The organism is Streptomyces sp. NPDC059003 (assembly GCF_042740445.1).
Classification (GTDB): domain Bacteria; phylum Actinomycetota; class Actinomycetes; order Streptomycetales; family Streptomycetaceae; genus Streptomyces.
Map to the genome: position 1 here is coordinate 1 of NZ_JBHYJH010000133.1, position 21,365 is coordinate 21,365.

9 protein-coding genes are annotated in these 21,365 nt (G+C 74.5%); 6 read left to right on the top strand and 3 right to left on the bottom strand.

Annotated features, from left to right (window positions below):
• Window positions 1–33 precede the first annotated feature (33 nt).
• Together ACFWZ5_RS33795 and ACFWZ5_RS33800 are read right to left on the bottom strand one after the other, a co-directional pair.
• Window positions 34–1,611 (bottom strand): MFS transporter, encoded by a 1,578-nt coding sequence (locus ACFWZ5_RS33795; RefSeq protein ID WP_384891687.1) that lies wholly within the window; start codon window positions 1,609–1,611, stop codon window positions 34–36.
• A 95-nt stretch (window positions 1,612–1,706) separates the two neighbouring features.
• Window positions 1,707–3,239, bottom strand: coding sequence for an amino acid adenylation domain-containing protein (locus ACFWZ5_RS33800; protein WP_384803458.1), 1,533 nt, complete (start codon window positions 3,237–3,239; stop codon window positions 1,707–1,709).
• 119 nt (window positions 3,240–3,358) lie between these two features.
• Here ACFWZ5_RS33800 and ACFWZ5_RS33805 point away from each other — a divergent pair, with 119 nt between their 5' ends.
• Entirely contained in the window at window positions 3,359–3,595 is a 237-nt protein-coding gene (locus tag ACFWZ5_RS33805; RefSeq protein WP_384803461.1) for an acyl carrier protein, read from the top strand.
• 23 nt (window positions 3,596–3,618) lie between these two features.
• Here the strand turns inward: ACFWZ5_RS33805 and ACFWZ5_RS33810 are convergent, their stop codons facing one another.
• On the bottom strand, window positions 3,619–4,560 hold the full coding sequence (locus ACFWZ5_RS33810; RefSeq protein WP_384803464.1) for an ACP S-malonyltransferase: 942 nt from the start codon (window positions 4,558–4,560) through the stop codon (window positions 3,619–3,621).
• Window positions 4,561–4,830: 270 nt separating this feature from the next.
• Here ACFWZ5_RS33810 and ACFWZ5_RS33815 point away from each other — a divergent pair, with 270 nt between their 5' ends.
• The 5 genes from ACFWZ5_RS33815 to thiO all read left to right on the top strand — a co-directional run bounded on the left by ACFWZ5_RS33815 (window position 4,831) and on the right by thiO (window position 21,106).
• Window positions 4,831–6,429: an AMP-binding protein gene (locus ACFWZ5_RS33815; protein ID WP_384803467.1), complete on the top strand. Its 1,599-nt coding sequence runs from the start codon at window positions 4,831–4,833 to the stop codon at window positions 6,427–6,429.
• 103 nt (window positions 6,430–6,532) lie between these two features.
• Window positions 6,533–17,272: an SDR family NAD(P)-dependent oxidoreductase gene (locus ACFWZ5_RS33820; protein WP_384891693.1), complete on the top strand. Its 10,740-nt coding sequence runs from the start codon at window positions 6,533–6,535 to the stop codon at window positions 17,270–17,272.
• Window positions 17,269–17,832 carry an FcoT family thioesterase gene (locus ACFWZ5_RS33825; RefSeq protein WP_384803612.1) on the top strand — a complete coding sequence of 188 codons (564 nt, stop codon included), beginning with the start codon at window positions 17,269–17,271 and terminating at the stop codon, window positions 17,830–17,832. Before ACFWZ5_RS33820 ends, ACFWZ5_RS33825 begins: the two co-directional genes overlap by 4 nt.
• Before the next feature lie 26 nt (window positions 17,833–17,858).
• The gene (locus ACFWZ5_RS33830) at window positions 17,859–20,018 is read left to right on the top strand and encodes a type I polyketide synthase (RefSeq protein WP_384803609.1); all 2,160 of its coding nucleotides are present in this window, start codon (window positions 17,859–17,861) and stop codon (window positions 20,016–20,018) included.
• Window positions 20,018–21,106: a glycine oxidase ThiO gene (gene thiO, locus ACFWZ5_RS33835; RefSeq protein WP_384803606.1), complete on the top strand. Its 1,089-nt coding sequence runs from the start codon at window positions 20,018–20,020 to the stop codon at window positions 21,104–21,106. The genes ACFWZ5_RS33830 and thiO overlap by 1 nt, the downstream gene beginning before the upstream one ends.
• The last annotated feature ends 259 nt before the right edge of the window (window positions 21,107–21,365 follow it).

Below are 21,365 nucleotides of genomic sequence, written 5' to 3' on the forward strand. Positions count from 1 at the left end.
GCCTCTCCTCGTCATGTGCGGGGAGCGTCGGCCCTATTCGGGGCTCGGAGCGGGGGCCGGCTCGGGCTCCTTGGCGTCCCCCGGTGCCGGTGCCGGTGCGGCGGCGGTGGCGGGCCTGATGTGCCGCATGAGCACTGCGGCGCCGGCGGCGCCCGCCAGCATGAGGCCGCCGCCCACGAAGGCGGCGATGTTCATGCCGCGGGTGAACGCCTCCTCCGCGGTGCCCAGCAGCGGCTTCGCGGTGTCGGGCGGCAGGTGCCTGGCCACTTCCGTCGCGCCGCCGAGCGAACCCTCCGCGGCCTTGGCCGCCTCCGGCGGGAGTCCGCGCGTCGCGTCGGTGACGTCGCGGGTGTAGAAGGCGGAACCGATGCTGCCGAGGATCGCCACGCCCAGCGCCCCGCCGAGCTGGTTGCTGGTCTCCGGCAGCGCCGCGGCCGCGCCCACGCTCTCCGGCGGGGCCGCGGAGACGATCAGGTCGGCGGTCAGGGGCATCGCGAGGCCCACCCCCGCCGACAGGACGGACGAGCCGATCACCGCGGTGGCCAGGCCGGAGTCGGTGCGCAGCTGGGTCATGACGGCGAAGCCCGCCGCCGCCACGACCAGGCCGACGGCGATGAGGTGGCCGGGACGGACGGTCTTGGACAGCGCGGCGGTGACCGACGACGACACCGCGACCGCAAGCGGCGCGGGCAGCGTCCACAGCCCGGCCTCCAACGGGCTGAGCCCGTGCACCAGTTGGATCCACTGCGTGGCGAACAGCAGGAAGCCCACCATCGCGAACAGCGCCACCAGGTTGACGCCGACGGACGCGCTGAACCCCCGGTCCCGGAACAGGCCGAGGTCGATCAGCGGGCTCGGGGCCGAGCGCTGGCGCAGGACGAACAGGACGCCGACGACGACCCCGGCGGCCGTGGAGGCCGCGTACGTCCAGGCGAAGCCGTCGTCGGCGAGCTCCTTGATGCCGTAGATGGCCGGGATCACGGCGCCCAGGAACAGCGCCGCGCCGAGGATGTCGAAGCGGCCCGGATTCGGGGCGCGGTACTCCGGCAGGAGCCGGGGCCCGAGGACCAGGATCAGGGCCGTGACCGGGACGTTGACCAGGAAGATCGAGCCCCACCAGAACTTCTCCAGGAGCAGCCCCGACACGATCGGCCCCAAGGCGGCGCCGCCGGACAGGCCGACCGTCCACACCGCGATGGCGGCACGGCGCTGGCCGGGGTCGCGGAACATGTTGCGGATCAGCGCGAGCGTGGACGGCGCGAGCACGGCTCCGGAGATGCCGAGGACGGCGCGGGCGACGATCAGCAGCTCGGAGCTGCCGGCGTAGGCGGCGGCCAGGGACGAGGCGCCGAACACGGCCGCCCCGAGCATCAGCAGGAGCCGGCGGCCGATGCGGTCGCCGAGGGTTCCCATGGTGATGAGCAGTCCGGCGAGCATGAACGCGTAGATGTCCACGATCCACAGCTGCTGCGTGGCGGTCGGCTCCAGGGACGCGCTGAGGAACGGCAGCGCGAAGTACAGCACGGTCATGTCCATCGACATCAGAAGGACCGGGAGGACGAGGACGGCGAGGCCGACCCAGTCCTTCAGGCTCGCGCGGTCCTGGCTCATGGTCTCGACTCCAGATCTGTGTACGTCGTGCGCCGGCGCTCGTGCGCGGCGGGCGGAGCCCCGGCCAGGGCCGTGTCCGACGGGTCGGACACGGCCTAGGAACGGCCGTCCGCCGCGGCGGCGGCCTCGCGGGCGAGGCGGGCCCGGTCGACCTTGTGATGGGCGTTCAGGGGGAACTCCGTCACGTGGTGGAACGCCTTGGGCACCATGGCGGCGGGCAGGTGGGCGGAGAGCTCGCGGCGCAGCGTCGCGGGCGGGACGCGGTCGCCGGTGTAGTAGAGGACGAGTTCGAGCCCGCCGTCGGGTGCGGTGCGGGTCACGGTGGCCGCGTTGTGGATGCCCTCGCAACTCCGGACGACGTGGTCGACCTCGGCCAGTTCGACCCGGAAGCCCTGGATCTGGACCTGGGCGTCCATGCGGCCGAGGTACACCAGCTCGCCGTCGTCCAGGCGCCGCACCCGGTCGCCCGTGCGGTACCAGCGGCGGCCGTCGCGCTCCAGGAAGCGGCCCCGGTCGTCCTCGGCGTCGAGGTAGCCGGGCGTCATCTGCGGCCCGGAGACGCACAGTTCGCCCTCGGTCGGCGACTCGGCGTGGCCGTCCTTGTCGGAGTCCAGGTCGAGCAGGAGGTGGTCGTGGCCGGGGTGCACCCGGCCGATCGGGACGACGCCGTTGACCGCGCGGGCCTGGGAGGTCTCGGGCGACCAGCGGTGACCGGTGATGGTGACGGTCAACTCGGTGGGCCCGTACAGGTTCTCGATGATCGATCCGGGCGCGGCGGCCGCCCAGGCGGCGGCGTCCTCGCACAGCAGCGCCTCGCCCGCGAAGAAGCTCCACCGCAGCGTGGGCATCGACCCCGGCGTCAGACCGCCCATGTTCCGGATGAATGCGATGCCGCTCGGCGTGGAGAACCACACCGTCATCCGCCGCTCGGCGAGGAAGGCGGGCAGGTCCCGGTGGGCCGTCGCGGGAACGGAGTGCAGCTGGGCGCCGTGGCCCCAGGCGCAGAACAGCTCGAACATCGCGCAGTCGAAGCTGAGGCCGACGTTCTGGCAGAACACGTCGTCGGGGCCGAAGTCGTAGCGCCGGTCGAGGAGGTGGAAGTAGTGGTCGTTGGCCCCGTGCGTGATCGGCACGCCCTTGGGGCGGCCCGTCGAACCGGAGGTGAACAGGACGTAGGCGACGTCGGAGGGCTGGACGGCCACCGGCGCGTCGAGCGCGGGGGCGGGCGCGGCCTCGTCGAGGACGGGCAGGCCGAGCTCGGCCCGCGCGAGCGCGGCACGGCCGGCCGGGTCGGCGATGACGGTGTGGACGTCCGCGGCGGTGAGCATGCGGCGGGTGCGCTCGGCGGGGAAGTGCGGGTTGAGCGGTACGACGGCGGCGCCCGCGTACAGCGCCGCCAGGATCCCGACGTACGCGGTGGGGCTCTTGTCCGCGAGGACGGCGACGGCGCCGGGACCCTGCGGGGACCGCGACAGGAGCGCCCCGGCCCGGCGCAGCGCCGCCTCGTGCACCTCCTCGTACGTCAGGCTCTCGGCGTCGACGCGGACCGCCGTCCGGGTGGGTGACAGCGCGAGGCCGTGCAGGAACCGCTCGTGCAGGCCGTGGCCCAGGGAGGGGGTCTCGATCATCTTTCCTTCCTCCGCGGAGAGAAAAGGGGTGGATAGGGGTGCCGATCCGCCAGCCGTGCGTTTTAGGTTGGCGACGACGTCGACTATTCGTTGAACGCTGCTGAATACGGGAGTGCGCCATGTGGGACGAGCCCTTCGAGCAACTTCTCAGGAAACACCTTCCGCTGCTCGAACCGGAGGACGCGATAACCGTCGACCTGAGCCTGAGTGATCATGGTTTGGATTCCATGGGAATGGTCGCGCTGCTGTCCTCGCTGGAGAGCACGTACGGCGTCCGTTTCGTCGACGACGCCCTCGCTCTCGACAACTTCGCCACCCCCGGGACGCTCTGGAAGACCCTGACGGACATGCGCTGACCCGATTCCCGCTCACTGCCCCGCTATGCGATCGCGCTGCGCCGGCGCGGTCGCATGGCCGTGTCCGGCCGCACCGCGACCACCTCGAACGCCTGGGTCATGACGTCCACCCGGCCCCACAGCGCGTCCTGCCCGGGGACGTACACCCGCTCGACGCCGAGCCCCGTCAGGGTCTCGGCCACCGCGGGCCACCGCACCGGGCGCGTCACGGCGTCGAGGAGCATCGTCCGCACCCCGTCCGCCGTGCGCACCAGGGAACCGTCGTGGTCGGACACCACGACGACGTCGGGGTCGGAGAACGCGACGCCCGCGGCGACCTCGGCCGCGATCTCCTCCCGCAGCGCGCCGAACAGCGTCGAGTGCATCGGCGGCCGCATCACGTACAGGGGCAGTCCGCCCGCCGCCCGGAGCCGCCGCTGCAGCCACTCCACGGCGGTCTCGCGCACCGACAGCATGTGGAAGTCGTGGTCGACCTGGCAGGCCACCTCGTTCCACTCGCCGCGGGCGTCGAGTTCGGCACGGATCTCGGCGAGCCGCTCGGGCGGAACGCGGGCGAAGGACTGGGCGACGATGTCACCGTGCTCGCGGGCGAAGTAGGCGTCCACGCGCCGGCCCCACGCGGCGGCCATCGTCACGGCCTCGGAGAAGGGCAGCGCCCCGGACCGCACGGCCGCCGGAATGCCGCCGAAGCTGGCGCCGGCGCACGCGACCGGCTCCACCTCGTGCTCGGTGACCGCGTACTCGGCGAGCGCCAGGTAGGAGACCAGGAAGGCGAGCCGCATCGGCTCGGGGAACGCGCCCTGGTCGCTCCGTGCCTCGGTCTCCCGGCACCGGTCGATCAGGGAGTAGCCAAGGGCCCGGTCCGCCTCGGCCACGAACCGGCGCGCCACCGGGTGGACCACCAGGAACCGCGCCAGGTCGGCGAACGGCGTCGGGCCGATTCCGGGAAAGACAATCGCCGACATATTCTCGTTCTCCCTTATTCGCAACCATGAGGTGTTCCGCTTTCGCGGCCATGAGGTGTTCCGCGGACCTGAGGTGCCGGGCCGCGCCGGGGCAGCCGAAAAGATCGACCCTACTGTTTCTGGTCAGTCTTGTGGGGCCCCCGTACCGGCATAACCCCTAGTGCCCCCTAGTTCAGGGGTCGTCGTCCGGAAGTTCTTGTGAGCGGTAAAAGCACCCTGTTAGAAACGACCTGGCATTGGCTGGGAAAGCCGAATAGGGAAGGGTGGCGCATGAGCCCGAATGGAGCGCGTCCGGCTCGGGCGCACGCATCGGTGGACAACCTGCGGACGTACCTGCTGGCCGCCGCCCGCAGCACGCCCGACCGGCCCGCGGTCGTCCAGGCGGCGGCGGACGGCGGCATCGAGACGATCACGTACGGCGAGCTCGAGCGGCGCACCGACCGCTGCGCGGCCGCCCTCGACGCGCTCGGCCTCGACGTGGGCGACCGCGTCATCCTGGAGTCCGACACCGACGCCGACGCGGTGGCGACGCTCCTGGCCTGCGCCACCCTTGGACTGCCGTTCGTCCCGGCCAGCCCCGAGGCCCCGGACGAACGGCTCTTGACGATCATCGAGAGCGCCGAGCCCGCGCTGTACGTCCAGTCCGGGCACGGCCGGCGGACCGGCATCCCCGAGAGCGTCGGCACCGCCCGGTTCGGCCCCGACGGCCTCACCGTGGAACGGGCGCCCGCGCCGCGCGTGCGCCGCCGCCGCACGGTGACGCCCCTCGACACCGCGTACATCACCTTCACTTCGGGCACCACGGGCCGGCCCAAGGGCGTGGTCATGAGCCACCGCGGCGTCCTCGCGTTCCTGCGCGGCGCGCAGGCCGAGGGGCTCATCACCGCCGACGACCGGGTGGCGGGCACCTCGCCGCTGCAGTTCGACTTCGCCCTGTTCGACATCGGGTTCGCCCTCAGCCACGGCGCCGCGCTCGTGCCCGTGCCGCGCGACCGGCTCAACTGGCCCCGCCGCTTCCTGACGTTCCTGCGCGAGACCGGGGTGACCCAGGTCGACGGCGTCCCCTCGATCTGGCGCCCGGTGCTGCGGCACGAGCCCGACCTGCTGGCCGAACTCGCGCAGGACGGCGCCCTGCGCCGCATCCTCACCTCGGGCGAGAACTTCCCGCTCGACGAGCTGCGGCGCCTTCAGGAGCTGCTGCCGAAGGCCCACTTCGTCAACGGCTACGGCGCCACCGAGACGATGGCCGCGTCCATCACCGAGGTGCCCAACCCGCTGCCGCCCGGGACCGAACGCCTGTCGATCGGCTACGCGGTCGCGGGCGCGGAGATGCTGCTCGTCGGGCCCGAAGGCCGCCCGGTGACGGAGCCCGGCGTGCTCGGCGAGATCCACCTGCGCACGCCCTCGCTGTTCTCCGGCTACTGGGGCGACCCGGAGGCCACCCGCGCCGTCCTCGTCCCCGACCCGCTCGAACCGAGGTCGGGGCAGCTGCTCTTCAAGACCGGCGACCTGGCGTCCATGGGATCCGACGGCGAGCTGTACTTCCACGACCGCGCCGACTCCCAGGTGCAGATCCGCGGCAACCGCGTCGAGCTGGGCGAAGTGGAGCGCCGCGTCAGCCGGTTCCCCGGCATCAGCGGCGCCGTGGCGCTGCTGCTGCCGCGCGTGGACGACGACCCGCAGCTGCACGTCTTCGTCACCCGCGCCCCGGACGCGCCCGAGCCGGACGCCAAGGAAGTCATCGCGTTCTGCCGCACCGCGCTGCCCGGCTACATGGTTCCCCGCCGCCTGCACGTGGTGGACGAATTCAAGCTGACCGTCAACGGCAAGGTCGACCGCGCCGTCCTCACCGCCCTCGCGGCGTCCTGACCATCCCCATGGCCTCCAGGCCTCCTCTTCTGGCCGCCAGGCCTCTTCTTCGTTGCGGAGTACGCACATGACCGAGCAGTCAACGGCCGCGATGCTGGAACTGGTGCTCGCGCAGGCCGCTGCCGTGCTGCGCGCCGCCGATCCCGACGCCTACGGGGACGCGGCCGCCGACGTCGCCGCCGACCGCCCGTTCCTGGCGGTGGGCCTGGACTCACTGGGCCTGGTCCACCTGCACCGGCGGCTCACCGCCGAGTTGGGCGTCGAGCTGCCCGTCACCATCGGCTTCGACCACCCGACACCGGCCGCCCTGGCCCGCCACCTGGCGGACGTGGTGGACGGCACCGTCGACACGGCGGGAGCCGACGCCGCCGCGCCCACCGCGCGCGCGGAGTCCGACGAGCCGATCGCGATCGTCGGGATCGGCTGCCGCTTCCCCGGCGGAGTCACCTCGCCCGAGGACCTGTGGCGCCTGCTCGCCGACGGCACGCACGTGCTCACCGACTTCCCCGCCGACCGGGGCTGGGACCTGGACCGCCTGTACGACCCGGACCCGGCCGCCACCGGGAGCAGCTATGTGCGGCGCGGCGGATTCCTGCCGGACGCCGCCGACTTCGACGCCGACTTCTTCCAGATCAACCCCAAAGAAGCCATGGCCATGGACCCCCAGCAGCGGCTGCTCCTGGAGACCAGCTGGGAGGCGCTCGAACGCGCGGGCATCGACCCGGGCCGGCTGCGCGGCACGCCGTCGGGCGTGTTCATCGGCGTGGAGCCGCACGAGTACGGGCCCCGTACGCACGAGGCCCCCGACGGCCTCGACGGCTACGTCATGGGCGGCAACCTGCCCAGCGTCGTCTCCGGCCGCGTCGCCTACACGCTCGGCCTCGAAGGGCCCACGCTCACCGTCGACACCGCCTGCTCCGGCTCGCTCACCGCCCTCCACCTGGCGGTGCGGTCGCTGCAGCGCGGGGAGTGCGGCCTCGCGCTCGCGGGCGGCGTCACCGTGATGTCCAGCCCCGGCACGTTCACCACGTTCAGCCGCCAACGGGGTCTGGCCCCCGACGGCCGGATCAAGGCGTTCGCCGCGGCCGCCGACGGCACCTGCTTCGCCGAGGGCGCGGGCGTGTTCGTCCTGACCCGGCTCACGGACGCGCTGCGCGAAGGCCACCAGGTCCTCGCCGTGGTCCGTGGCAGCGCCATCAACCAGGACGGCGCGAGCAACGGCCTCACCGCGCCCAACGGCCTGGCCCAGCAGCGCGTCATCCGCCGGGCGCTCGCCGACGCGGGCCTCACCCCCGACGAGGTCGACGCCGTCGAGGCGCACGGCACCGGCACCACGCTCGGCGACCCCATCGAGGGCCAGGCCCTGGTCGCCGCGTACGGGCGCGGCCGCGCACCCGAGAAGCCCCTGTGGCTGGGGTCGGTGAAGTCCAACATCGGGCACACGGGCGCCGCGGCGGGCGCCGCCGGGATCATCAAGATGGTGCAGGCGCTGCGGCACCGTACGCTGCCGCGGACCCTGCACGTCGACGAGCCGACCCCGCACGTCGACTGGTCGGACGGCACCGTGCGGCTCCTTACGGAGCCGGTGCCGTGGGAGGGCGCCGGTGCGCCTCGCCGCGCGGGTGTGTCCTCGTTCGGTGCGAGTGGCACCAATGCTCACGTCATTATTGAAGAGCCGCCGGCGGGTGGGCGTTCCGCCGGATCTGATGACGAGACGCGCCGTCGTTCGTCCGCGGCGCCGTCTGGGCCGGGCGCGCAGTTCCTCGCGCCCCTTCGGGGCGCTCCTGTTCCCGTCGTCCTTTCAGCCCAGGGAGAAGACGCTTTGCGCGCCCAGGCCGGGCGTCTGCTGGCGTACGTGGACGACACCACGCCGCTCGACCTCGCGTACGCGGCCGCCACCACCCGCGCCCACCTGCGCGACCGGGCCGCCGTCGTCGCCGCCGACCGCGACGAGCTGCGCGCCGCCCTGACCGCCCTCGCCGAGGGCACGACCGCGCCCGGCCTCGTCACCGGGACGACCCTGGCGACGGGCCGCACGGCGTTCCTGTTCACCGGCCAGGGCAGCCAGCGCCCGGGCATGTGCCGCGAACTGGTGCGCGCCTTCCCGGTGTTCGCGCAGGCGCTCCAGGAGGCCGCCGACCACCTCGACCTCCACCTCGACGAGCCCCTGGGCGACGTGCTGTTCGCCGACCCCGGCACGCCGCAGGCGGAGCTGCTGCACCAGACCCGGTACGCGCAGGCCGCGCTGTTCGCCGTCGAGACCGCCCTGTTCCGGCTCCTGGAGTCGTGGGGCGTCACGCCCGGCCTGGTCGCCGGGCACTCCATCGGCGAGATCGCCGCCGCGCACGCCGCCGGCGTCCTGACCCTGGCCGACGCCGCCCTGCTTGTCGGGGCGCGCGGCACCCTGATGCAGGAGCTGCCCGCGGGCGGCGCGATGGTCGCCGTCCAGGCGGCGGAGGCGGAGGTCGTCCCGTACCTGACCGAGCGCGTCAGCCTCGCCGCCGTCAACGGCCCGTCGGCGGTCGTCCTTTCCGGCGAGACCGACGCCGTCCTGGCCGTCGCGGCCCGCTTCACCGAGCAGGGGCGCAAGACGCGGCGCCTTCGCGTGTCGCACGCGTTCCACTCGCCGCTCATGGACCCGATGCTCGACGACTTCCGCCGCGTCGCCGAGACCCTGACGTACGCGCCCGCGCGCATCCCCGTGGTGTCCAACCTGACCGGCGAGCCCGTCACCGACTTCGACGCCGACTACTGGGTACGGCACGTCCGCGAGCCGGTGCGCTTCGCCGACGGCATGCGCGAACTCGCGGCCCAGGGCGTCACCACGTACCTGGAACTGGGGCCCGACCCCGTCCTGTCGGCGATGGGGCGCGACTGCCTCGACGGCGACGACGGTGAGGGTTCCGACAGCGCGTTCGTGGCGTTGCTGCGCGACGGACACGACGAGGAGTGGCACGTCGTCACCGCTCTCGGCCTGGCCCACGCCCACGGCGTCGCCGTCGACTGGGACCGCTTCTTCGCCGGGCGGGGCGCACACCGCGTCGAGCTGCCCACCTACGCCTTCCAGCGCAAGCGGTACTGGCTGGACGCCGGGAGCCGTCCCGACACGATCGGGCACCCGCTCCTCGACACCGCCGTCAGCCTCGCGGGCGCCGACGGCATCGTCCTGACGGGCCGCCTGTCCACCCGGTCGCAGCCGTGGCTCGCCGACCACGTCATCGCGGGCGTCGTCCTCGTACCCGGTGCCGCCCTGGTCGAACTCGCCGTGCGCGCCGGGGACGAGGCGGGCTGCGCCGCGGTGGACGAGCTCACCCTGGAGACGCCGCTCGCGCTCACCGCGGACGCCGGTGCGGAGGTCCAGGCCGTCGTCGGCGCCCCCGACCCGACGGGCCGCCGCACCGTGGAGATCTACTCGCGCCCCGCGGGCAGCGAGGAGAACTGGACCCGCCACGCCAGCGGCGTCCTCGCCGAGCACGGCGAGGGACCGGCGGCCGGTACCGACGCGTTCGCGCAGTGGCCGCCCGCCGACGCCGAACCGGTCGACGTGGACGGCCTCTACGAGCGCCACGCCGCGCAGGGGTACGGCTACGGACCCGCGTTCCGCCGCGTGCGCGCTGCCTGGCGGCGCGGGGGCGAGGTGTTCGCGGAGGTCGCCACCGACGAGGCGGGCGCCGACCGGTTCGGGCTGCACCCGGCGCTGCTCGACGCCGCGATGCACGCCTGCGAAGGACCCGAGGACGACGGCCAGGTGCGGCTCCCGTTCGCGTGGGTCGGCGTCGAACTGCACGCCGCGGGCGCCACGGCGCTGCGCGTCCACGTGGTGCAGACGGCCCCCGACGAGGTCTCGGTCGCCCTGGCCGACGCCGCGGGGGCGCCGGTCGCCACCGTCCGCTCCCTCGTCCAGCGGCCCGTGCCGGTCGACGGCGTACGGCGGTCCGGCTCCCTGCTGCGCGTCGAATGGACCGCGCTCCAGGCGCCGTCGCAGCCGGACACCGCGGCGGCGGAGTGCCGTCTCGCCCACGTCCCGGCGAGCTTCCCCGGCGCCCCCGTCGAGGCGGCGCGGGCGGCGACGCTGCACGCCCTTGAGCTGATCCGGGACGCGCTGCGGGACGACACGCGCCTCGCGCTCGTCACCCGCGACGCGGTCGACGACCTGGCGCTCGCGCCCCTGCTTGCCCTGGTGCGCTCCGCACAGGCCGAGAACCCGGGGCGGTTCTTCCTCCTCGACACGGACCGCGACGTCCCCGAGGAGGAGCTGCGCGCCGCCCTGGCCTCCGGCGAGCCCCAACTGGCCCTGCGCGACGGCACGGTGCTGGTGCCGCGCCTGGCCCGCACGCCGCAGTCGGACGCTGACCGGTCGGACGCCTCCCAGCCGGACGCCTCCCAACAGGACAGTCCCCAGTCGGACACCCCGCGACCCGTCGCGTGGGATCCCGACGGCACGGTCCTCATCACCGGCGGCACCGGCGGCCTCGGCGGCCTGGTCGCCCGGCACCTCGTCCGCCGGCACGGCGTCAAGCACCTGCTGCTCACCGGGCGCCGCGGCCCGGACAGCCCCGGCGCGGCCGAACTAGCCGCAGAGCTCGGCGAGTTGGGCGCCGAAGCGACGGTCGCCGCCTGCGACATCGCCGACCGCGCCGCCCTGGCGGCCCTCCTCGACGCGATCCCCGACGCGCACCCGCTGACGGCCGTCGTCCACAGCGCCGGTGTCATCGACGACGGCCTCGCCGCCTCACTCACGCCCGAGCAGGTCGGCACCGTCTTCCACGGCAAGGCGGACGGCGCCTGGCACCTGCACGAGCTGACGCGCGAACTGCCGCTCGCCGCGTTCGTGCTGTTCTCGTCCGCCGCCGCGCCCATGGGATCGGCGGGGCAGGGCAACTACGCCGCCGCCAACGCCTTCCTCGACGCGCTCGCCGGGCACCGCGCCGCCCAGGGCCTCCCCGCGACGTCCCTGGCCTGGAACCTGTGGGCGGGCGACGCAGGGATGGGCGCCCGCCTGGACGAGGTGACTCTCCGCCGCGCCGAGCGCTCCGGGTTCCCCGCGCTCGGCGCCGACGAGAACCTCGCCCTGCTCGACGAGGCCCTCACCACCGGCGAACCGGCCCTCATACCCCTGCGCCTGGACGCCTCCGCCCTGCGGGCCCGCCCCGACGGCGTACCGCCGATGCTGCGCGGCCTGGTCCGCGCGCCCGCACGCCGGCCCGCCGCCGCCACGACCGCCGCGGGACCCGGCGGCGCCCTCGCCGACCGGCTCGCCGGGAAGCCGGACGCCGAACGCGAACGGATCGTCCTCGACCTGGTCCGCGCCCAGATCGCCGCCGTACTCGGCCACGGGAGCGGCACCGCGATCGACGCCCGCCGCGCCTTCACCGAGCTGGGCTTCGACTCCCTGGCCGCCGTCGAGCTCCGCAACGCGCTCGGCGCGGCCACCGGGCTCCGGCTCACCTCCACCCTGGTCTTCGACCACCCGACGCCGCAGGCCCTCGCCGAGCACGTGCTCGACAAGGTGCGGGGCGCCACGCCCGCCGCGTCCGCGCCACGGGCCCCCGTCCGCGCCACGGCCGACGAGCCCATCGCCATCGTGGCGATGGCCTGCCGCTACCCCGGCGGCGTCACCTCTCCCGAGGACCTGTGGCGCCTGGTCGCCGACGGCACCGACGCGATCAGCGCCTTCCCCGACGACCGGGGCTGGCACACCGAGGAGATCTACGACCCCGAGCCCGGGAAGCACGGCACCACCTACACGCGCGAAGGCGGCTTCCTCTACGACGCCGCCGACTTCGACCCCGCCTTCTTCGGCATCAGCCCGAAGGAAGCGCAGGCGATGGACCCGCAGCAGCGCCTCCTCCTCGAAGTCGCCTGGGAGGCCATCGAGCGCGGCGGCATCGACCCGCTCTCCCTCAAGGGCAGCCCCACCGGCGTGTTCGCCGGGCTCATGTACCACGACTGGGCGGCGCGCTCGTCCCGCCCCGGCGCCGTCGCCGAGGACATCGCGGGCTTCACCGCGGGCGGCGGCCTCGGCAGCGTCGCGTCCGGCCGCGTCTCGTACACCCTCGGCCTCCAGGGCCCGGCGGTCACCATCGACACCGCCTGCTCCTCGTCCCTGGTGGCGATGCACTGGGCCGCGCAGGCGCTGCGGCAGGGCGAGTGCACCCTCGCCCTGGCCGGCGGCGTCACCGTGATGGCCACGCCCGAGACGTTCGTCGGCATGAGCCTGCAGAAGGGCCTGGCCCCCGACGGCCGCTGCAAGGCGTACGGCGCCGGCGCCGACGGCACCGGCTGGGGCGAGGGCGCGGGCCTCGTGCTCCTGGAGCGACTGTCGGACGCGCGCCGCGCCGGGCACCCGGTGCTCGCCGTGATCCGCGGCTCGGCCATCAACCAGGACGGCGCGTCCAACGGGCTGTCCGCGCCCAACGGCCCCGCCCAGCAGCGGGTGATCCGGCAGGCCGTGGCCGCCGCGGGCCTCACCCTCGCCGACATCGACGCGGTCGAGGGCCACGGCACCGGCACCACCCTCGGCGACCCCATCGAGGCCCAGGCGCTGATGGCCACGTACGGGCAGGAGCGCGCGGACGGCGAGCCGCTGTGGCTCGGGTCGATCAAGTCCAACGTCGGCCACACCCAGGCCGCCGCGGGCGTCGCGGGCGTGGTCAAGATGGTGATGGCGATGCGGCACGGCACGCTGCCCCGCACCCTGCACGCCGACACCCCGTCCCCGCACATCGACTGGACCGAGGGCGCCGTCGAACTGCTCACCGAGCCCAAGGACTGGGCGGTGGACGGCCGTCCGCGCCGGGCCGCCGTCTCCTCCTTCGGCGTCAGCGGCACCAACGCCCACGTCGTCATCGAGGAGGCGCCCGCGCCCGAGCCGCGCGAACCGCGGGGCCAGCGGCCCCCGGTCCTGCCGCTGCCGCTGTCGGCGTCGTCCGCCGACGCGCTGCGCGCCCAGGCGGCACGGGTCGCCGCCCACCTGCGCGACCACGACGTGGACGAGCTGGACGCCGCCGCCTCGCTCGCCCGCGGCCGCGCCGCCCTGGAGCACCGGGCCGTGATCGTGGACGCCGGCCGCGAGGACCTCCTCGCCGGGCTCGACGCGCTGGTCGCGGGGAACTCTCCCGCCGCCGTCGTCCAGGGCACCCGACGCGGCGACTCACGGGCCGTGTTCGTCTTCCCCGGACAGGGCTCGCAGTGGCAGGGGATGGGCGTGGAACTCCTCGCCCACTCACCGGCGTTCGCCGCGCGCCTCAGCGAGTGCGCCAAGGCCCTCGAACCGTACGTGGAGTGGAACCTGCTCGACGTGCTGCACGGCGCGCCCGACGCACCGCTCCTGGACGCCGTCGACGTCGTCCAGCCCGCGCTCTGGGCGCTGATGGTGTCCCTCGCCGAGGCGTGGCGCGCCGCGGGCGTCGAACCGGCCGCCGTCGTCGGCCACTCCCAGGGCGAGATCGCCGCCGCCTGTGTCGCGGGCGCGCTGTCGCTCGAGGACGGCGCCCGCGTCGTCGCGCTGCGCAGCCGGATCATCCGTCAGGACCTGGCGGGCCAGGGCGGCATGATGTCGGTCGCGCTCTCCGCCGACCGCGCCGCCGAGCGTTTCGCCGACTGGGAAGGACGCCTCCAGCTCGCCGTCGTCAACGGCCCCGCGTCCGTCGTCGTGTGCGGCGACCCGGAGGCCCTCGACGAACTGCGGGCCCAGCTGAGCGCCGACGGCGTGCAGGCCCGCCGCATCCCCGTGGACTACGCGTCGCACTCGGTGTTCGTGGAGTCGATCCGCGACCGGCTGCTCACCGAGCTGAGCGGCCTGGCACCGCGGACGTCGTCCGTGCCGTTCTACTCCACCGTCACCGCGGGACTCCTCGACACCGAGGGCCTGGACGCCGAGTACTGGTACACCAACCTGCGCCAGCCCGTCCGGTTCGAGGAGACGACCCGGGCGCTCCTCGCCGACGGCTTCGAGATCTTCGTCGAGTCCAGCCCCCACCCGGGCCTGCTCGCCGGTCTCGGCGAGACCGCCGAGTCGGCCGGGGTGCCCGCCGCGCTCGTCGGCACGCTGCGCCGCGACACGGGCGGCCCGCGCCAGTTCCTCACCGCGCTCGCCGAGGCGTACGTGCGCGGCGCGACCGTCGACTGGGACAGCCAGTTCGCCGGCGCCGGAGCCCGCCACGCCGACCTGCCCACCTACCCCTTCCAGCGCAAGCGGTACTGGCTGGAGGTGACCGAGCACACCGGCGACGCGCGGGGCATCGGCCAGACGCCCGCCGACCACCCGCTGCTCGGCGCGGCCGTGCCGGTCGCCGGGGCCGGGGGAGTGCTGCTCACCGGCCGCCTGTCGGTCTCCGCACAGCCGTGGCTCGCCGACCACGTCGTCGGCGGCGCCGTCCTGTTCCCCGGGACGGGCTTCGTGGAACTGGCCGTACGGGCCGGTGACGAGGTCGGCCGGGGACGGGTGGACGAGCTGACCCTTCAGGCGCCGCTCGTGCTCCCCGAGCGCGGCGGCGTGGCGATCCAGGTCGTCGTCGACGCCGACCTGCGCACCGTGTCGGTCCACTCACGGCCCGAGGACGCACCCGTCGACGCCGCCTGGACGCGGCACGCCCAGGGCACCCTCGCCGAGGCAGGACCGGAACCGGCGCACGGGGCCACGCCCTGGCCGCCGCCGGACGCCGAACCGGTCGACCTCACCGGCTTCTACGAGCCGTCCGAGCCGTCCGAGCCGTCTGAGCCGTCTGAGCCGTCCGCGCCGTCCGCGCCGTCCCGGCCGTCCTCCGGCGCCGAAGGACTGGCGTACGGGCCCTCGTTCCAGGGGCTGCGCGCGGCCTGGCGGCGCGGCGACGAGGTGTACGCGGACATCGCGCTGCCCGAACGGGCCGCCGCCGACGCCCCGCGGTTCGGCCTGCACCCGGCCGCGCTCGACGCGGCACTGCACGCCACCGCGCTGCTCGCCGCCGACGACCGCCACGTCACGCTGCCGTTCGCCTGGACGGGCGTCGACCTGCACGCATCGGGGGCCGCCGCGCTGAGGCTGCGGATGACACGGCTCGGCGAGGACGAGGTCGCGCTGCACCTCACCGACACCGCGGGCCGGCCCGTCGCGTCCGTGGAGTCCCTCGTCCTGCGCCCGGTGGCCGCCGGCGGCCCGGCGCCCGCCGACGCCGCCCACGACGCCCTGTTCGAGCTCGTCTGGGCGCCCGCGGCGCCGACGGATGCCGCACCCCGCACACACGTGCACCGCTGTGCGGGCGGCACGACCGCGGACGCGGTCCACGCCGAGACGGCCTCGGTGCTGCACGCGCTGCGGTCCTGGCTGGAGGACGAGCAGGACGACGACGCCGTCCTCGCGGTCGTCACGCGGGGCGCCGTGTCGGTGGCGGGCGAGGACGTCACCGACCTCGCCGGGGCCGCGGTCTGGGGCCTGGTCCGCAGCGCCCAGACGGAGAACCCGGGGCGCGTCGTCCTCATCGACCTCGACGCCGCCGACCCTGCCGAATCCGGCGACTCCGGCGACTCGGCGGTCGACGTCGGGCAGGCGGTGGCCACGGGCGAGACGCAGATCGCGGTGCGCTCCGGCACCCCGTACCGCCCGCGCCTGGCACGCGTCACCGCGGACCGGACCGACGCTCCCGCCACCGTCTTCGGCGACCGCCCCGGCACCGTCCTGATCACCGGCGGCACCGGCACCCTCGGCGCCCTGGTCGCCCGCCACCTGGTCACCGCCCACGGCGTCACCGACCTGCTGCTCACCAGCCGCCGCGGCCCCGAAGCGCCCGGCGCCGCCGACCTGACCGCCGAACTCACCGCGCTCGGCGCCCGCGTCGAGGTGGCCGCCTGCGACACCGCGGACCGGGACGCCCTCGCCGCCGTACTCACCGGCCGCGCCCTCACCGGCGTCGTCCACACCGCGGGCGTCCTCGACGACGGCATCATCTCCTCGCTGACGCCGGAGAAGATGACCGCGGTGCTGCGCCCCAAGGTCGACGCGGCGCTGCACCTGCACGAACTCACCGCGGACCACGACCTCACGGCCTTCGTCCTGTTCTCGTCCGCCGCGGGCGTGACCGGCGGCGCGGGCCAGGGCAACTACGCCGCCGCCAACACCTTCCTCGACGGCCTCGCGGCACACCGGCGCGCGCACGGCCTGCCCGCACAGTCCCTGGCCTGGGGACTGTGGCAGGAGGCGAGCGGCATGACCGGCGCCCTCGACGACGCCGACGTCGCCGGGATGCGGCGCGACGGCGTCCTGCCCATCGCGTCCGCCGACGGCCTGGCGCTCCTCGACGCCGCGGGGCGGCTCGACCGCGCGTTCCTCGCACCCGTCAGGCTCGACCTGACCGGGCAGCGCCGCGCCGACGTGCCCGCCGTGCTGCGCGACCTGGTGCGCGGCCCGGCCCGGCGCGTCGTCGACCCCGCCGCCGCGGCGCCCGAACCCGCCGAGAGCCTGCGCGACCGGCTCGCCGGACTCGCCCAGGGCCGCAGGGAACAGGCGCTGCTCGACGTCGTCCGCACGCAGGTCGCCGCCACCCTCGGCTTCGCCGACGCCGACGAGGTCGACCCCGAACGGTCGTTCCGCGACATGGGCTTCGACTCCCTCGCCGCCGTCCGGCTCCGCAACGCCCTCGGCGAGGCCGTCGGGGAGCGCCTGCCCGCGACGCTCGTCTTCGACCACCCGACCGCGCACGTCCTCACGCGGTACCTGCTGGCGGAACTCGGGCTCGACGAGCCGGACGAGGACCCGGAAGAGGGCCCCGCACCGGCCGCGGACGCCGAGGACCGCACCTCGGCGATCCAGCACATGAGCCTGGCCGAACTGCTCCGCACCGCGCAACGATCAGGAGAACCGACATGACCCAGTTGCTCGCCGACACCGACCAGCGCGTCTTCGACACCGACGAGGAACTGCTGCACCGCGTCCTCACCCCCTACCGGGCCAAGCGCTGCGAGTACCTCACCTCGGCCACGGTCACGCTGCAGGGCGACCCCCGCGACGGGGGCCGGCTCGTCGCCGCCTGCACCTTCCTGATCCCCGAGTCCTGCTACATCGACGACACCGGGCACTTCAACGCCGTCGAGTTCAACATCTGCTTCAACCAGATGTCGTACTACCTGATCGCCAAGTCCGTGAAGGAAGCGCTGATCGAGCCGTTCTCCCGGTGGACCCTCGAACAGTTCTGGGACCGGCAGCTCGGGGACGTGTTCATCACCGACTTCCGGAGCAGCTTCCGCAGCTCCATGCGGGGCCGCCACTTCCGGGGCGAGATCGAGGTCGCCGACATCGCCGAGTGGGACGGCAACGACCTGCGCGACGCCCTGGTGCTGCTGCGGACCCGCTGCCGCTACTGGGACGAGACGGGCGGCGAGAGCCACGGCGAGGTCGCCGCCGCCATCACCAACCCGCCCGCGAACTGACCCGTCCCGGACCCGCGGAGGAAGCGATGACCAGTACCACGGAGACCAGTACCACGGAGAGCAGTACCTCGGAGAGCAGTACCACGGAGACCAGCAGCACGGAGACCAGCAGCACGGAACGGCCCGGGCTTCCCGAGGAAGCGCAACAGGTCGACATCGAGCACATCTACGGCCGCCTCGCCGACCGCGGCCTGCGGTACGGGCCCGCCTTCCGGCGGCTGCGCGCCGTGTGGTCGCACGGCGACGAGGTCTACGCCGAGGCCGCACTCGACCAGGCACCCGGCGGCGGCAACGACGGCTACCTGCTGCACCCGGCCCTGTTCGACGCCGCGCTCCAGGCCACCCTGGTGCCGGACCTCGACCGCGACAACAACACCTTCCTGCCCTACGCGCTGCGCGGGATACGCCTCCACAAGGCGGGCGCCCGCGCCGTCAACGTCCACGCCGCCCCCGGCAAGGACGGCGTCTCCCTGGCACTCACCGGCGACGACGGCGAACCGGTCGTCACGGTCGGCACCCTCCTGCGCCGCTCCGTCACCGCCGACCAGCTCGACGCCGCGGCACAGCGCACCCGGCTCCTGCGCGTCGCCTGGAAGGCGGTCGAACAGCCGGCGGCCGCCACGGACCAGCAGCGCTGGGCGTTCCTCGGCACCGACCACATCGGCATCACCGGCGCGCTGAAGTCCGTCCGCCGTTTCGACTCCTACCCCTCGCTCGCCGCCTTCGACTCCGCGCTCCGCCACGGCACGCCCGTGCCCGACGTGGTCGTGGTGTCGTGCACGGACCAGGACTCACCGGTGAGCTCGGCCGCGCAACGCGCCCTCATGCTCGTCCAGGAGTGGTCGGCCGATCCGCGCCTGGCCACGGCCCGCCTCCTGCTCGTCAGCAGCGGCGCCGTCGCGGCCCGGGCCCAGGAGGACCTGTCCGACCTGCCCGGCGCGGCCGTGTGGGGGCTGCTGCGCAGCGTCCAGTCCGAACACCCCGGCCGCTTCGTCCTGGTGGACGTCGACGACGCCGAGGACTCGGGCCGCGCCCTCGTCGCCGCGGCGGCCTGCGAAGAACCGCAGCTCGCGGTGCGCCAGGGCGCGCTGCTGCGGCCGCGCCTGGTGCGCTGCCCGCCGCCGCCCCGGCGTACGAGCCTCACGGGCACCGTCGTGATCACCGGCGGCACCGGCGCCCTCGGCCGCGTGGTCGCGCGGCACGTGGCCACCCGCCACACCGTGCAGCACCTGGTGCTGCTCAGCCGCCGCGGTCAGGACGCGGCCGGGGCCGCGGAGCTGAGCGCCGAACTCACCGGGCTCGGCGTCCGCGTCGACATCGTCGCCTGCGACGTCACCGACCGCTCGGCGCTGGAGCGCACCCTGGCGGAGCTGCCCGCGCCGTCCGCCGTCATCCACACCGCGGGCGTGCTCGCGGACGCCGCCGTCGAGGGCCTGACCCCGCGCAGGCTGGAGAAGGTCCTGCGCCCCAAGGCCGATGCCGCGCTCCATCTGCACGAGCTGATCCAGGACCCGGACTGCCTCTTCGTGCTGTTCTCGTCCGTGGCCGGCCTCGTCGGCAACTCCGGGCAGGGCAACTACGCCGCCGCCAACGCCGTACTCGACGCACTCGCCCACCACCGGCGCACCCTCGGCCTGCACGGGACGTCCCTGGCCTGGGGCCTGTGGGAGGGCGACGAGGGCATGGGCGCCGGCCTGTCCGCCACCGACCTCACCCGCATCAAGCGGTCCGGCTTCGCGCCGCTCGGCGTCGAGCAGGGCCTGGCCCTCTTCGACGCCGCCCTGGCGGGCGACGAGGCCGTCCTCGCCCCGGTGCGCCTCAACGAGTCGGCCCGCGCCGAGGACGTCCCCGCCATCCTGGCCGACCTGGTCGCGCCGCCGTCCGGCAGGACCACCGACACGCTGCGCGCCCGCCTGGCCGCCCTTCCGGAGGCCGAGCGGGACCGGGCCGCCCTGGAGTTCGTCCGCGAGACGGCGGCGGCCGTCCTCAGCTACGAAAGCCCCGAAGAGATCGACCCCGACCGGGAGTTCGGCGCCGTCGGCCTCGACTCCATCGGCACCCTCGACCTCAGCCGCCGCCTGTCGGCAGGCACCGGGCTACGACTGCCCGCGACCCTCGTCTTCGAGTACCCGACCCCCGCAGGCCTGGCCTCCCATCTGCGGAAACTTCTTCAGGAGAGCGAATAGTGAATACCGTTGTCGTCGGTGGTGGCGTCATCGGCCTGGCCACCGCCTGGCGCGCCGTCCGCGAGGGCGTCACCGTCACGGTGATCGACCCGGCCCCCGCCACCAAGGCGTCCCACGTCTCGGCGGGCATGCTCCCGCCCGGCAATGAGCAGCTGTACGGCCAGGAGGACCTGCTGAGGCTCTGCCTCGCCTCCCGCGAGCTGTACCCGTCGTTCGTGGCCGAGCTCGAGGAGTTCGCCCCCGCGGGCTTCCGCCGCGACGGCGTCCTCGACGCCGCCTTCGACGAGGACGCCCTGCTCGCCCTCGACCGGCAGCAGTCCTTCCAGGAGTCGCTCGGCATCCGCACCGAACGCCTCACGCCCGAGGAGTGCCGGACCCTCCAGCCCGCCTTCGCCCCGACCCTCGGCGGCCTGCTGTCCCCCGACGACGGCGCCGTCGACCCGCGCGTCCTGAACGCGGCGCTGCTCACGGCCATCCAGGCCCTGGGCGGGACCGTCCTCCGCGACCGCGTGACGCGCGTCGCGGACCACGCCGTCGTCCTCGGCGGCGGCGACGCGGTGGCCTTTGACCGGCTCGTCCTGGCCGCCGGCTGCTGGACGCACCACATCGAGGGCCTCCCGCCGGACGCCATCCCCGAGATCCGCCCCGTCAAGGGCCAGATCGTCCGGCTGCACTCGGACCCGCCGCTGCTCGACGTGACGGCCCGCGCCCTCACCAAGGGCTCGTCCCTCTACCTGGTGCCCCGCCTGGACGGCGAGCTCGTCATCGGCGCCACGTACGAGGAGCGCGGCTACGACGAGACCGTCACCGCCCAGGGAGTCAGCGAACTCCTGCGCCGAGCCGCCGAGTTCATGCCCGACGTCGAGGCCCTGCGCTTCGCCGAGATCAGCGCGGGGCTCCGCCCGGCCTCGCCCGACGACCTCCCGGTCATCGGCCCGACCGACGTCCCCGACGTCTACCTGGCCGGCGGCCACTTCCGCATGGGCGTCCAGCTCGCCCCCGTCACCGCCGTGGCCATGGCCGCCTACCTGACGGGCGCAACCCCGCCCACCGCGGCGGTGCCCTTCACCCCGCTCCGCTTCTCCTGACCGTCCCGCCCGCACGACACACCCGCCCCGGCACCGCAACTCGGTGCCGGGGCGGTCGTATGTCGTGCGCGGGTGCCCCGACTCCGCGTACGTCACGAGACGACGGCGTACGCAATGACGTACGAGGTGACGTACGAGACGACGTACGGAGACGACGTCGGGGGTGAGACCTCGACCGAGGTGACGTCACGCCAGGCCACGACCTGACCTGACCTGACGACACGGCACAACACGACACAACACCACACGACCGTCCCGG

What these genes read in the sequence shown, in the direction of transcription:
- ACFWZ5_RS33805 (WP_384803461.1), top strand. Translation starts at nt 3,359, where the DNA reads ATGTGGGACGAGCCCTTCGAGCAACTTCTCAGGAAACACCTTCCGCTG.
- ACFWZ5_RS33800 (WP_384803458.1), bottom strand. Translation starts at nt 3,239, where the DNA reads ATGATCGAGACCCCCTCCCTGGGCCACGGCCTGCACGAGCGGTTCCTG.
- ACFWZ5_RS33825 (WP_384803612.1), top strand. Translation starts at nt 17,269, where the DNA reads ATGACCCAGTTGCTCGCCGACACCGACCAGCGCGTCTTCGACACCGAC.
- ACFWZ5_RS33815 (WP_384803467.1), top strand. Translation starts at nt 4,831, where the DNA reads ATGAGCCCGAATGGAGCGCGTCCGGCTCGGGCGCACGCATCGGTGGAC.
- ACFWZ5_RS33830 (WP_384803609.1), top strand. Translation starts at nt 17,859, where the DNA reads ATGACCAGTACCACGGAGACCAGTACCACGGAGAGCAGTACCTCGGAG.
- ACFWZ5_RS33795 (WP_384891687.1), bottom strand. Translation starts at nt 1,611, where the DNA reads ATGAGCCAGGACCGCGCGAGCCTGAAGGACTGGGTCGGCCTCGCCGTC.
- ACFWZ5_RS33810 (WP_384803464.1), bottom strand. Translation starts at nt 4,560, where the DNA reads ATGTCGGCGATTGTCTTTCCCGGAATCGGCCCGACGCCGTTCGCCGAC.